Source organism: Rhizobium altiplani (genome assembly GCF_001542405.1).
Classification (GTDB): Bacteria; Pseudomonadota; Alphaproteobacteria; order Rhizobiales; family Rhizobiaceae; genus Rhizobium; species Rhizobium altiplani.
On record NZ_LNCD01000064.1, the window covers coordinates 109,002 to 121,201 of the forward strand.

The 12,200-nt window shown below is 57.2% G+C and carries 13 protein-coding genes and 3 pseudogenes; 8 read left to right on the forward strand and 8 right to left on the reverse strand.

What is annotated here, in order from left to right; genetic code table 11:
* Window positions 1-525: 525 nt before the first annotated feature.
* The 6 genes and pseudogenes from AS026_RS14155 to msrB form a co-directional block, all read right to left on the reverse strand.
* Entirely contained in the window at window positions 526-1,521 is a 996-nt protein-coding gene (locus AS026_RS14155) for a hypothetical protein (protein ID WP_245307502.1), read from the reverse strand.
* 331 nt (window positions 1,522-1,852) lie between these two features.
* Window positions 1,853-3,034, reverse strand: coding sequence for an aminotransferase class V-fold PLP-dependent enzyme (locus tag AS026_RS14160; protein ID WP_062370213.1), 1,182 nt, complete (start codon window positions 3,032-3,034; stop codon window positions 1,853-1,855).
* Window positions 3,035-3,732: 698 nt separating this feature from the next.
* Window positions 3,733-4,458, reverse strand: coding sequence for a peptide-methionine (S)-S-oxide reductase MsrA (msrA, locus tag AS026_RS14165; RefSeq protein WP_062370216.1), 726 nt, complete (start codon window positions 4,456-4,458; stop codon window positions 3,733-3,735).
* A gap of 14 nt (window positions 4,459-4,472) precedes the next feature.
* Window positions 4,473-4,777: pseudogene (locus tag AS026_RS42320) on the reverse strand (cytochrome c biogenesis protein DipZ); the annotation flags it as partial.
* 43 nt (window positions 4,778-4,820) lie between these two features.
* A pseudogene (locus tag AS026_RS44535) lies at window positions 4,821-5,038 on the reverse strand (cytochrome c biogenesis protein DipZ); the annotation flags it as partial.
* A gap of 18 nt (window positions 5,039-5,056) precedes the next feature.
* Complete coding sequence (gene msrB, locus AS026_RS14175) at window positions 5,057-5,539, reverse strand: peptide-methionine (R)-S-oxide reductase MsrB (protein ID WP_062370220.1); 483 nt, start codon at window positions 5,537-5,539, stop codon at window positions 5,057-5,059.
* Between the two features lie 498 nt (window positions 5,540-6,037).
* Here msrB and AS026_RS14180 point away from each other — a divergent pair, with 498 nt between their 5' ends.
* Complete coding sequence (locus AS026_RS14180) at window positions 6,038-6,706, forward strand: 3'-5' exonuclease (protein ID WP_062370222.1); 669 nt, start codon at window positions 6,038-6,040, stop codon at window positions 6,704-6,706.
* Here the strand turns inward: AS026_RS14180 and AS026_RS44205 are convergent.
* Both AS026_RS44205 and AS026_RS44005 read right to left on the reverse strand, forming a co-directional pair.
* Window positions 6,703-7,119, reverse strand: coding sequence for a hypothetical protein (locus tag AS026_RS44205; protein WP_342587564.1), 417 nt, complete (start codon window positions 7,117-7,119; stop codon window positions 6,703-6,705). The genes AS026_RS14180 and AS026_RS44205 overlap by 4 nt on opposite strands.
* Before the next feature lie 144 nt (window positions 7,120-7,263).
* Window positions 7,264-7,628 (reverse strand): annotated as a pseudogene (locus tag AS026_RS44005) (LysR family transcriptional regulator); the annotation flags it as partial.
* Window positions 7,629-7,744: 116 nt separating this feature from the next.
* On the opposite strand from AS026_RS44005, the gene AS026_RS14195 reads away from it, so the two are divergent.
* From AS026_RS14195 to AS026_RS14220, 7 genes are all read left to right on the forward strand, one after another.
* Window positions 7,745-8,137, forward strand: coding sequence for a hypothetical protein (locus tag AS026_RS14195; protein WP_062370225.1), 393 nt, complete (start codon window positions 7,745-7,747; stop codon window positions 8,135-8,137).
* The gene (locus tag AS026_RS14200; RefSeq protein ID WP_062370228.1) at window positions 8,138-8,425 is read left to right on the forward strand and encodes a helix-turn-helix transcriptional regulator; all 288 of its coding nucleotides are present in this window, start codon (window positions 8,138-8,140) and stop codon (window positions 8,423-8,425) included.
* Window positions 8,422-8,604: a hypothetical protein gene (locus AS026_RS14205; RefSeq protein WP_062370230.1), complete on the forward strand. Its 183-nt coding sequence runs from the start codon at window positions 8,422-8,424 to the stop codon at window positions 8,602-8,604. Before AS026_RS14200 ends, AS026_RS14205 begins: the two co-directional genes overlap by 4 nt.
* A gap of 156 nt (window positions 8,605-8,760) precedes the next feature.
* Window positions 8,761-9,189, forward strand: coding sequence for a VOC family protein (locus AS026_RS14210; RefSeq protein WP_062370232.1), 429 nt, complete (start codon window positions 8,761-8,763; stop codon window positions 9,187-9,189).
* A gap of 310 nt (window positions 9,190-9,499) precedes the next feature.
* Window positions 9,500-9,709 carry a cold-shock protein gene (locus AS026_RS14215; RefSeq protein ID WP_062368753.1) on the forward strand — a complete coding sequence of 70 codons (210 nt, stop codon included), beginning with the start codon at window positions 9,500-9,502 and terminating at the stop codon, window positions 9,707-9,709.
* A 425-nt stretch (window positions 9,710-10,134) separates the two neighbouring features.
* On the forward strand, window positions 10,135-10,437 hold the full coding sequence (locus AS026_RS39950; RefSeq protein ID WP_082728431.1) for a UBP-type zinc finger domain-containing protein: 303 nt from the start codon (window positions 10,135-10,137) through the stop codon (window positions 10,435-10,437).
* Window positions 10,438-10,453: 16 nt separating this feature from the next.
* Entirely contained in the window at window positions 10,454-12,175 is a 1,722-nt protein-coding gene (locus AS026_RS14220) for an NAD(P)/FAD-dependent oxidoreductase (protein ID WP_062368752.1), read from the forward strand.
* The last annotated feature ends 25 nt before the right edge of the window (window positions 12,176-12,200 follow it).

Below are 12,200 nucleotides of genomic sequence, written 5' to 3' on the forward strand. Positions count from 1 at the left end.
GCTCACCGAGCTTTTCGCAGCCAGCTGGAACTTTTCTCGCCGCCATCAGTTTTCCCCACCGTAGCGAATCCCAACACGCTACAAGGACCGTTGCATCGCCCAAATGCTGGTCCACTATAGGCCCGGCGGGACCCCCTCCCTGCCGGGCTTTCGCTTTCTCATCACAGGGAACCTAAAGCACGCTCAGCAGTTCTGGGAATACGATGACCATTCAGCCGGTCAGCGCAAGCTGGAAGCCAGTCCCAACTGATGACCAGCCCAATGAAAGGCTCGGCGCATGATGTGCCGGGCCTTTCTTACTTCAGATGTGTCCCGGGGCGCCCGGATCTTGCGCTTTTAGCTCTTCACATCGCGTTCCTGAGATCTTCGGCAATTTGGGGCGATACCAATGAAGCGCATGTTTCTTCTGGCCGCGGCCCTGGCTTCAGTCACTGCCCTTGCCGTCAGTCGCTGCGCAGTGAATGTAGGCACAAGGGCGTTGGTGGTGGGGCATCTCTCGTGGTGAGCATCCTTTGCAAACCTGACTTACGGGCGCGGGCACTTGCAAATGAGGGTCGAACCGCGCACCGAACATGACGGGTCTTTCACAGGTGTCCACTTCGATAGTTCTGTAGAAAAGGTGGCTTTCAGGAAGTCCTGAATTTCATCCTGAACAGGACTGACGTCGCGTGGAATGCTGAAGCAATTCCTCCCAATTTGACCGGATGTGAAGCCCAGTTGGTCAAACGTGGTCCAGCCTCCGGCCTTTTGGAGAAGGGTGTCTCCCTTAAACGCTGGCGAAAGGACGGCCGTTTCAATCTTCCTCAACCTGGCGGGATCCTCGTTGCAAAACCAGTTTGGATTGTCTTCCTGCCAACTCTCCACCGTGCAATTGGCCCCGGCGTAAACGCTCGTGATGGTGTTTCCCCATGCATCGGCCTCATTGACATCAATGATTTTGAGAAGATCCGGCCAAGTGGCCTCCAAGCCCGTATCGAAAACTCGAACCATCTTGAGCGTTCCGTTGCGAAACTCTCCCTTAAGGCCAATTCCATCGGCGGCCAACTCGTCAACGATGGACAAAAAATCTGGGCGTGGAAGCCCGTTGACTGAAAGGAGGCTTATGTTCTCTTTCACCCCGCGGATATGTTCGAACTTTTTACTCCTCAGCGCCCTTATGATCCGAAGCGTAGATTCTGCACCGCGTCTTTTGACGCCTCCGACGGCGACAGCATAGGCACCCGAGGAACGACCGGCGAAATAGTCCCATCCCTCTTGGTTCGCGCCGTTCTCCATCAGCAGGTCAATCAAACTATCATCAGCCTGCGTCAACAGGGCTTCCTTTAAAAAGCTCCGCTTGAACCGCCCGTCAGCATAGCCATTTCCGTCAACGTTACCGCGACGTAAGATCGTGCGAGCGACAAGAAAATCGTTCTTCCCGATTGCCGCCATCAAAGCGCGACCATCGTCGGTAACAGGATCTGCGACTGCAACCTTTGGCCATCCGCAATCAAGAAAGAACGCCAAAGCGACTGCGATCAAATGCGGCCATCGTCGCATGATAGGTCGACGAGCGACGATCATGTCCCACCTTGAACTAGCCTCTTTCCCCGCTGTCGCCTGCTCGCCTGTAGATTGCCTCTATGGAAACTGCCGAGGGATTTATCGGGGTTCTGGATTGTGCGGACAAATCTACATCAAGGCTACGCCCTAGGAAATGCTACAAAACTTCGTGTTCGTCGGCTTGGGTGTCGCCGTGAGCCTCGCAACCAGTTTCATCCGGGCATACCGAGCACTGCGTTCGGCGGCGTACGTTTCATTTGTTGAATTCACACGGGTGCTCAGCGCGGCCTCGCAGCCTCAGAGTGGCCTCCTATAAGCGCGGAATATTTCGCACGAACTGAACGAAGCTATCGATTTCTTCCTCCGTATTGTAGTAGTGAGGCGAGGCCCGAACCACAGCAGGCAGACCTCGTGCGGTTGCGTCGAGTAATGTACTAGACGGAGCGGAGGCGCTAACGTTGAAGCGGTAACGGGCTGCCAAGGCCTTGATGTCCCCCGCAGTGTGGCCAGCAACGGAAAATGTCACGATTGAAGCCGGCTTCGGCCCTAGATCATGAACAACAACCTCTTCGATGTCCCGAAGGCCGTTGCGAAGTTGCTCCGAGAGAATACCGCACCGAGCCTCAATCTCCTGCAATCCTAAATCGAGCGCGTATTCCACAGCACGCCCAAGACCAAGTCGAGCGGCGTAGTTATTTTCCCATGTTTCGAATCTTCGTGCGTCGGATCTTAGCTGATACCGATCACCGGCAACCCATGGAGCCGCGAAATGGTCGATCATTGGAGGTTCCAAGGTCAACAAGAGGTCTCGACGGACGTACAGAAATCCGGTTCCGCGTGGTCCACGAAGAAACTTGCGACCAGTTGCTGTCAGCAAATCGCAGCCAAGCTCATCGATGCGGGTTGGCATCTGTCCCACGGCCTGGCAGGCATCGAGGAGATAAGTGATGCCATGGCGACGCGCAACCACTCCGACCGCAGCCGCAGGATTGCGCAGCCCGCCGTTCGTTGGAACCCAGGTGATGGCAATGAGCTTCACGCGTTCGTCGATCATCCGTTCGAGGGCTTCGGGGTCAAGAACGCCATTCTCATCGACCGGTATGACTTCAATTGCCACACCGGTACGCTCGGCAACCTGCAGAAACGCGACGTAATTTGCTGCATATTCAGCTCGAGCCGTGAGGATGCGGTCTCCGGGTTGGAATTTCAGGGCATAAAAGGCGAGCTGCCAGGCCACCGTCGCATTCTCTGTCAGGGCGATCTCGTCCCGACTACTTCCAAGCATGCGCGCCACACTGTCATAGACGCCATCAAGATCACTGGCAGCTTCATCGGCGGCCTCGTACCCACCAATCTCGGCCTCACGGTTTAGATGGCCGACCATGGCGTCCAGCACCGTTTGTGGCATCAATGCTGCACCTGCATTGTTGAGGTGGATCCGGTTCCGGACGCCGGGCGTCTGAGATCTAACCTTGTCGATATCTACGGCCATCAGGCTTCCTCGGATTCGCACCAGATTGTCGAAGAGCTAACATCGGGCGTCCTCGAATTCCAGATGGCAGGAAAGGCGGTCGGGCGCGCTGATCGGGCGCTTCGAAGGGCAACCTGAAATCTCTGTGGCTCTCGGGACGATCAATCTCCGCAGTGGTCTTCGGTTCCTGAAATCTGCCACTGAAGAGTTCCTGGAATAGTCGAAGCCCGAAAAGGCCCTAATATGACGCCTGTCGAGAGATAGCCAAGGACCGAGCCAAATCCGCTTCAACACGCCGCAGACGACAGGGAGCGGCTTTTTGGGCGGCATGGTGCTTGCGGCCGCCTGTGGCTACTGGAATAGCCCGTTTGGCAGCGGTGTTGATCCGACCAAGGTGGTGATCGCGGGAGCGAGAGACATCGACGATGCAGAAGATAGGCTCTTGCGAGAGGCAGGCGTCTACCTGCTGTCTCCAGCACGGACGACTGCGGAATCCGTCCTATCTGCGATCGGAGATGCGGCCTCCTTCCGGAGACGTTGCGTGGCATCTTCGAAAGGATTCCGGCACAACAGATCGAGGGGATAGGACTCGCGGAGCTCGAGGCATCACTGGACGACGCGAAAGACGCTGCGGCCCTGAAATTCATGGTTGATGCCGTTTTGCCATTGCTGACTGCCTCCGGCATCCGCGCTCCGTAAAGCCCGGCTTAGCCGCGCCGTCATTTGCCACCGGCCGCGACCAGAACCGGATCGCGCCGGAAGTCCTCAGGAAATAACCGCTTGAGGTTCTCGATCTTTGGAAGATCGTTGATCACGATATACGGGTAGGTCGGATTGTTCGTCAGAAAATTCTGATGATAGGCCTCTGCCGGATAGAAGCTCTTGCCTGGCTCGATCTTGGTGACGATCGCAGCATCATAGACGCGGGCATGATTCAACTGGCCGATGTAGGCCTTGGCGACCTTGGTCTGCGCGTCGGTCTGCGGGAAGATCGCCGAGCGATACTGGGTGCCCGTATCCGGTCCCTGGCGATTGAGTTGCGTTGGGTCGTGCGCTACCGAAAAGTAGATCTGGAGCAGATGGCCGTAGCTGACCTTACTTGGATCAAAGACGATCTCCACGGATTCAGCATGCCCCGTCGAGCCCGTGCTGACCGTCTCGTACTGTGCCGAGGAGCGCGGGCCGCCGGCATAGCCCGAGGTCGCGCTCACGACCCCTTTCACATGCTGGAAAACCCCCTGGACGCCCCAGAAGCAGCCTGCGGCGAGAACGGCGGTTTCGGACGCGGCGCTGACCGGCTCGTCCTCGACCGGCGCCGGGATTACCGTTGCCTCCTCCGTGGCCGACGCCGGCAGCACCAGACAGGCGCCGACACTCGCCAACACCGCCGCGCCGAGAATCATGAGACGCAGAGAACTTCCTGCTTTCTTGTCAGAAATATGCATCGTAGCGATCTCCTCTAGCCAAATGTAAACGCATAAGCTTGGACACCTGGATCCAAGAACCGAATTTCGAACGTGTGGTCCGCGACCGGTCCCGCCTCGCGCACGAGTTGATAGAGCCGCTGACCTGTCACCGTCCGTTTCCTTCCGAGTCGATATCGACACCACGGATGTCACCCGGACGCTTGCCGTCGATCATCACCTGGAACCGAACCGGCTTTCCGTCCGCTCCCGGGCCGAGCACCAGATGCAGGTCTCGGGCGTGGAAGCGGTAATAGATGCTGCCGTTCCTATCGTTCAGCCCAGCATTCTCTGCACCGACGGCCTAATTTCCAGTCAGACCTCATTCATTCAGCCGCGGTAGTAAGGCGGCCGTACTCATTGGACTGTACCGCCCAACCGCCACCAACCGTAGCAAGTGTTGCCAGGCCGCAAAGGTCGCTGCCATACCAACGAGCATCGGAAGCGTGCTGCGAAGGAAGGGCTGGCCGACGCGCGCGAAAACGAAAGGCAATACCGGCAATATACAGGGACTGACAATCGTCAGCGCACCGCCGAGATAGGCAAGGATGAAAAGGAGCATAAGTCTATCTCGCAAGCGTCATGCCGGGTGAAAAGTCATGGCAACGCCGTTCATGCAGTATCGCAGCCCGGTCGGCTTTGGACCGTCGTCAAAGACGTGGCCGAGATGGCCGCCACAACGGCTGCAGTGAACCTCGGTACGCACCATGCTCCCTGAACTGTCCTGGCTAGTCGATACCGCCCCCTTGAGCGGTGCCCAGAAGCTTGGCCAGCCGGTACCGCTTTCGAACTTCGTGGTCGAGGAGAAGGCGTTCTGATCGCAGCCCGCACAGGCGAAATTGCCCTTGCGGTGTTCGTTCAACAGTGGGCTGGTGAAGGGATACTCGGTCCCCTCCTGCCTCAGCACCGAGTACTGGTCGGCCGTGAGAATCTTTCTCCACTCTGCATCGGAATGGGAGACAGGGAAGGATTGCGCTGCGACTGCCTCTCCGTCATCCCAGCCAAAGCGCGAGGCCACGACACTGAGCCCCGCACTAAGAAACAACAGACGTCTGGTAAACATATTCGCTTCTCCTCACCTAACGTGACACACCAGGTCCGCTTGCTTGGAGCAATATATTCCACTGAATATACTACTTACCGGAACTACGTGAGAAAGCCCGACCTTGTTACACACATGATGGTGAAAACACCGAAACGTGAAGGCCCGCCTAGTCCTCGGCTGCGGATTAGGCAATCGCCGCCAGGAAGCTCGCGAGTGGCGGCGGCGTCATATGTCGTAATGAGTGTCGTCATATCCGTAAGGCGCTGGCTCTGCCGACGCTTCTCCGGCGCCACTTGTCGAAGGCATGCAGTGGAATCTTGACCTTACGGCAGCCTATGGCAACGCCCGACAAGAAACGGTTCAAATCGCTGATGCGCTTGGCCATTAGAAGCTTCGCTCCAACCGCAAAAACATGCTCGGAGCTGTCTGACGCATGGCCGCCTGTCAGGGCAGTTGGTCTCCGCAGACTTTTTCAGTAAGTATTGGCCGCCCTCGAAATGTTTCCCAGGATACAGAATGCTTCGCCTCTCCGAGCTAGCCAAAGGTGATTTCCTAGCTTTGGATATTGAAGGCGACGGTAACAAAAACCAGCGGCCAGTAGAGATTTCGGTTTGCGAGTTTAGTCACGGTGCGTTCGTGCGAGAGCACCATTGGCTGATCAATCCCGAGCGCCCGATTAGCTATTTTGCGAGTGTGAAGCACGGGATAGGAGACCGAAAGGTGCGATCTGCCCCGAAATTCACGGAAGTCAAAGAGGAGATTGCGAACTTGCTGGCCGGAAGGGTCGTTGTCGCCCACGATATGACTGGCGACTTGCTTATGCTCGGCGAAGGTGACCCATCGATTATCGAATATCCAGGACGGATAGTTTGCACCTACCGTATGGCAAAGCACGCCCTTCCCGCGCGCCAGCCCGTGACGCCTGGCGTCACAAGTCTGAGTGCATGGCTAGGCATCGACCGAGAAATGCCAGACGGCCTAAGGCGGAAAACAGTCCATTCGAGCTCGCTCGACGCGTGGCGGACGGGAAAGATATTTGTTGCGCTGGCAGGTAAGTTTCCCCCTGACGACAGGACACAGGAGATGCTCTGCCGGCAATTTTCGCTCAGCGTCAAATCACTTGAGGCAATCCGGTCGAAATTGGCAAAGCGCGCGATGTCGGCTTCAAGTGCCCAAATTACCTAGTGGATGGCCAGCGAGGTTGGAGCGTTAACTCTCGTCGAATACAGTCCGACGTAGGTGCCGATCAGCATCGCAGCGATGTCCTCAGCATTACGATAGCCGTCGTTGTAAAATTCTATCGCCGCGCTGGATAGCACGTTCGACGCCCTCTCATCAGGGCTCTCCTCGTAGTAAAGAAACCACGCCCGAACGGCTTTGGACATCGTTCTGAAATCGAGCTCGCCGCTTCGCTGCATTGCACCCTCCTTGATTAGCCAAAGGCTTTCTTCGCAGTGCACTCTCTGTGACGTCAGGGAGCAGAAGCCATTGACGACGAGATCGCGCGCAGTGCGGTCAAACTCCCTCGGCCGCACCTTCCGGCCAGTCTCATCTTTGAGCACGTCCACATTAAGGCGGCCGCTGATACCGTAACTCACTTCCAGTCCTAACAGACCAATCGGACGTGTCCGCCACAGCTCACAGCTGCAAGAACACAGTCGTCGAAGTCGCGGAAGGCGTCTTACCGCCCTGCCCTTGCCAGCGACCGTGCGATTTCGACGATATCATCGCGGCCAGCGGCAGATGCGGACATCGGGATACTTGCGGGCGATCTTGGCACGGAAGGTCGGCAGCATGCCCATGGTGGCCGGATAGATGCTGCCGATCCTGATCTGGCGGATGCGGCTGCCGCCGGCTGCTCGCGTCAGTTCGGTGGTCAGGTCGATGTCGCTTAAGATCCGCACACAGCGATCATAGAAGGTCTCCCTGCCCTGGTCAGTTCCACCCTTCTGGTCGAGCGGATGAACAGCGGACAGCCAAGCTCCCTTTCCAGCGACATCACATGATTGCTGAGCGCCGGCTGGGCAATGCGCATCCTGGCTGCTGCCCGGCCGAAGTGCAGTTCCTCGGCCACTGCTTTGAAGTAGGAGAGTTGGCGTAGCTCCATAGGTTTCACAGCCTCGCACAGGTAGCTGGCAGTTCTGGCGGTAGTCATTCAACCCACTCTGATGGGTTGAAAAATTTCTAAAAATGCATTATTTGAACCATTAAAAGGGTCAATTAATGCGCCTAACGCTCCAAACCCATTTTGATGACGAGTGGCATCACGCCGCGACCCTAGAACTTAAGGACGACGCGGCCGGCTTCCAGGGCGCGCCGATCGTCGATTACGATCTCGATTATTTCGTCACGATGGCGTCCACGGAATTCGCGACCGGCAAAACGGTCCGCGACCATCGTGCCTTGTCAGTCCGTTATCCCGTTGACCTCGAAAATCGATACAGCCGCAGCTGGCCACCCTTCCTCTTGGATCTTATGCCCCAGGGGCACCCAAGGCGAAAGCTTGCCGATCACCTCAGCCTTGCTGAGGGTTCGCGCGCTTCCGATCTGCCGCTGCAGCTGTCTAGCGATGGCGGACAGCGTTCTGGCGGCGTGTCAATGATGGCGAACCGCTAAATGGCTCGATGGAAGAAGCCGACGAAAGAGGAGATCCTTGAAAACCGGCGAACACTTGCGAAGCGTGCTCGAACTGGGGACCTGAGGCTGCCCGGTGCTGTGGCGGAGATCCGCAAAGGGTTCGGCATGACGCAGGAGGAATTTGCCAAGATGCTGTCGCTTACTAGGCGACAAGTTGCGGAGATCGAAGCCGGCTCCGCGAACCCCACGCTGGAAACGTTGGAAAAGATTGGCCGCTTGTTCGGATTTGGCGTTGGGTTTGTTCCAAAGCAACCGGGGCCAACTTGATAATCACGCAGCGCGCTCAAGTGATATTGGTTCAATTGACGGCTTACGGCACGCGCCGCGGCGGCAGGAGCCTGAATACCTACGATGCGGCCAGTAACGGCAACTTCGATGACGACCAGCCGCTGATCGACACCTCCGATCACTTTCCGATTTTCACCGCTTGGACCACCGGTCCCTGATCGTCTGCCACCCTTGGGGATTTATGAATCGTGCGACGCTGCGCTCGAGCGGTAACGACAATCAGGGGATGTCGACTTCCACCGAAATCACGGCGAAACATGGAACCGAAACCGCCCCCTGCCGTTTCGTTATCTTCCCGAATTGGAGGTGTCGAAATGGACACTGCCCAACTTCATCGTGGCCGACTAATCGATCACATCCAATTGGTCGTAGCCGATCTTCCGGCAAGCCGCGCCTTTTACCTCCCACTTCTAGAGGTACTCGAAATTCCAATTGGTGGTGAGGCCGATGACTATTTCTGGGCTGACGAACTCTTCATTTCATCCCGAGCCAGCGACGCTGCCCTCGGTCAGCTAACTGGGCGGCATCATTTGGCCTTTCAGGCAAAGGATCGTGCCACTGTCGACGCATTTCACAGCGCGGGCATCGCCAACGGCGGTACCGACAACGGTAAACCGGGCGAACGATCATATCACCCGGGATACTACGCCGCCTTCCTGCTTGACCCAGACGGGAACAACATAGAGGCGGTGTATCACGGACCGGCCAACCGCAGCGCTCAATCAGTCGTAGTTGACTTCTGACGACGGTGGTTGGCGGCGAGGACGAAAACGACGGGCAATGCATAGCTACGCTGCAGTAACTGGTGTTGCCCGACTCGGATTCCGTCGATAGATGGACGACCCAAGCAAGCGGCCTGCCACGCAGTTGGTTTTTGTCGCTAGCAAACATACGGGCGCTCCCCAATCGGGTTGAGCGCCCGTAATGTTTTGTCGATGTTCCCTCGTCTTCGGATATTTCCGTTGGGTCAACTCCCCCCAAACTGAACCGTGCATCTTGCCAAACGGGCCTTCGTGACTATTTTGCAGATCGCAAATCAACCGAGGACTTACATTGGCTACTGGTACAGTGAAATGGTTCAACTCTGAAAAGGGCTATGGTTTCATCGCCCCCGATAATGGCTCTCCGGATGTGTTCGTGCACATCTCGGCAGTAGAGCGTTCCGGGCTTTCAGGCCTCAAGGATGGTCAGAAAGTCAGTTACGAACCGAAGCAGGATCGGCGTTCGGGTAAAACAGCGGCTGAAGATCTCCGCGCACTTTAATTGAAGGCTGCCGCGCGAGACGCGGCAGCCGAAACAACAACAGTAAAATTTATCCGCAAGCAGCGACTTTCAACCACACGCTTGTCAAGGCGGCGACCAGGGGCGGGCAAATATGTTCACCGCTTCGCGCTGCGTCGCGACTTTACCCCCGTTTGCCATGTGCTGAACTGCCAATCGCGTGGCCAAGGCTTTACCCGCAAAGCCAACGTGGGATTGCCCATAATCTTCACCAAAAAGCGCTCGTCTTTCGCAATTTCTGCATTCTTACGTTTCAAATCGGAAGCACACGGTCGAGTGAGGCAATCTAACCCGGCTCAGTTCGATGGACGGCAAGTGAAGCGCTCACCATAACCCTTGCGTATGACTGTCCAAAGTAGCGTTCTCAGGTATGTTACCTGAGATCCAACGATAGGATAGGATTTCAAATGACGCGTTGCAGCCATCAGAACTCCGTTCAATCCGTCAAGCCCAAGACCATGGGGTGTGAAGAATGCCTGGCAATCGGACAAGCTTGGGTCCACTTGCGACTATGCCGTGAATGCGGACACGTTGGATGTTGCGATCAATCAATAGGCAAGCATGCGACGGCGCATTTCCGGAGCACGGGCCATCCCATCATCGAAGGCTACGATCCGCCGGAAGGCTGGGGTTGGTGCTACGTGGATGGGACAATGATTGACCTTCCTGATCAGACCCCTCAGGTCGGACCGATTCCGCAGTTTTATTAGACAGGAGGTTGAGTGCATGGACGTCCACTCTCGCCAAGCCCAGCTGTTTCCCGTCCTGACCCCGTTGCAGATAGAAGTAGCCAAGAGATTCGCCAGCGGAGAGCCAAAGACGTTTGGTCCCGGAGAACAGGTCTCATCGATTGGTGACCGGCAAGTCCCGGCTTGGCTAGTCCTTTCTGGGCGGCTTGATGTCTTCGGGAGAATTGGCTCCCACTCGGAGACCGCAATCGTGTCGCATGGGGTGGGCCACTTCTCAGGCGAACTCAATCAATTGTCGGGACGGCCTGCTATGGCGGCTTCACGGGCTGGCCACCATGGTTGCGTCGCCATCCCCTTTGACGCCACGCACGTCAAGGCGCTCATCATCGGCTCGGCCGAGGTCGGCGAAATCATCATGCGGGCCTACATTCTTCGGCGCGTCGCGCTGATCGACACCGGGAATTCCGGCACCGTGCTGATTGGACACGACGGAAAATCGGATCTGCGTGCCCTTCAAATCTTCCTCTCCCGGAGCGGATATCCCTACGTCGTGGTCGATGCCTCCAGCGAGGGCGAGGGTCACGATCTGGTGGAGCGCCTGGGTATCCAGGACAGCGATCTACCGGTCATGGTCTGCCCAAACGGGACTGTCCTGAAAAAGCCCACCGACGCGGAGGTAGCATGCTGTCTGGGGATTACACCGGAGCTGGACCCGGAGATGGTGTACGACACTGCGATCGTCGGGGCTGGTCCCTCAGGACTGGCTGCGGCGGTCTATGCCGCCTCTGAAGGCCTGAGCGTTATCGTCCTGGACGAGCGTTCCGCAGGAGGACAAGCAGGCAGTTCTTCCCGCATCGAAAACTACTTGGGCTTTCCGACCGGCATCTCGGGCCAAGCCCTGGCCGGTCGAGCACTCAATCAGGCCCTGAAGTTCGGCGCCGAAGTTGCCCTGCCCTTGAGAATTTCTGAGATGTCACCGCCTGTTCCCGGCAGTCGGCGCGATGGTCTAATCAATCTCCGCACGACCGACCGGCGAGCAATAATGGCGAGAACGGTCGTGGTTGCATCTGGAGCACGATATCGCAGACCAAGTATCTCGAATGTCTCAGACTTCGAGGGTGCCGGGGTGTCGTACTGGGCAACGCCCATCGAAGCAAAGTGGTGTGAGAACCGGGATATTGTCGTCGTCGGTGGCGGCAACTCTGCTGGTCAGGCAATCGCCTATTTGGCCCCCAAGGTCAGCCGTCTCCATCTGGTGATCCGAAGAGACCTCGCCGATACGATGTCGACCTACCTGATTGAGCGGATTGCCGCCCTCCCGAATGTCGTAATGCACGTCGGGTGCGAGGTAGCCTCCTTATCGGGGGATGCGTCGCTTCTGGCAGTGACGATCAGAAACTTGAAGTCCGCAAGAGAGACGGAATTCGAAGTCCGCCAGCTTTTCATGTTCATTGGTGCTGACCCTAACACCGGCTGGCTATGCCCGCACATTGCTACGGACCGCGCCGGATTCATCGTGACGGGATCTGCTTTCGATCCCTTCGTCGAACAAGAGGTGGGCCGCGCAGCTCTGGCCCTCGAAACCAGCATACCGAACATTTTTGCCATTGGAGATGTAAGAGCAGGCTCCACCAAGAGGGTGGCAGCAGCTGTGGGCGAAGGTGCGGCGGTAGTCAGCCAGATTCACACAGCTTTGGGATTTCGAGATGGTGACCGCAATCCACCTGCGTTCCCCGAGCCTTCACCCCCGCCGAACTGAGCCTGAACCCGGGAAAATTCCAGCT

Coding starts and splice junctions, on each gene's coding strand:
- AS026_RS14160 (WP_062370213.1), bottom strand. CDS start 3,034: ATGGCCGTAGATATCGACAAGGTTAGATCTCAGACGCCCGGCGTCCGG.
- msrA (WP_062370216.1), bottom strand. CDS start 4,458: ATGCATATTTCTGACAAGAAAGCAGGAAGTTCTCTGCGTCTCATGATT.
- msrB (WP_062370220.1), bottom strand. CDS start 5,539: ATGTTTACCAGACGTCTGTTGTTTCTTAGTGCGGGGCTCAGTGTCGTG.
- AS026_RS14180 (WP_062370222.1), top strand. CDS start 6,038: ATGCTTCGCCTCTCCGAGCTAGCCAAAGGTGATTTCCTAGCTTTGGAT.
- AS026_RS14195 (WP_062370225.1), top strand. CDS start 7,745: ATGCGCCTAACGCTCCAAACCCATTTTGATGACGAGTGGCATCACGCC.
- AS026_RS14200 (WP_062370228.1), top strand. CDS start 8,138: ATGGCTCGATGGAAGAAGCCGACGAAAGAGGAGATCCTTGAAAACCGG.
- AS026_RS14210 (WP_062370232.1), top strand. CDS start 8,761: ATGGACACTGCCCAACTTCATCGTGGCCGACTAATCGATCACATCCAA.
- AS026_RS39950 (WP_082728431.1), top strand. CDS start 10,135: ATGACGCGTTGCAGCCATCAGAACTCCGTTCAATCCGTCAAGCCCAAG.
- AS026_RS14220 (WP_062368752.1), top strand. CDS start 10,454: ATGGACGTCCACTCTCGCCAAGCCCAGCTGTTTCCCGTCCTGACCCCG.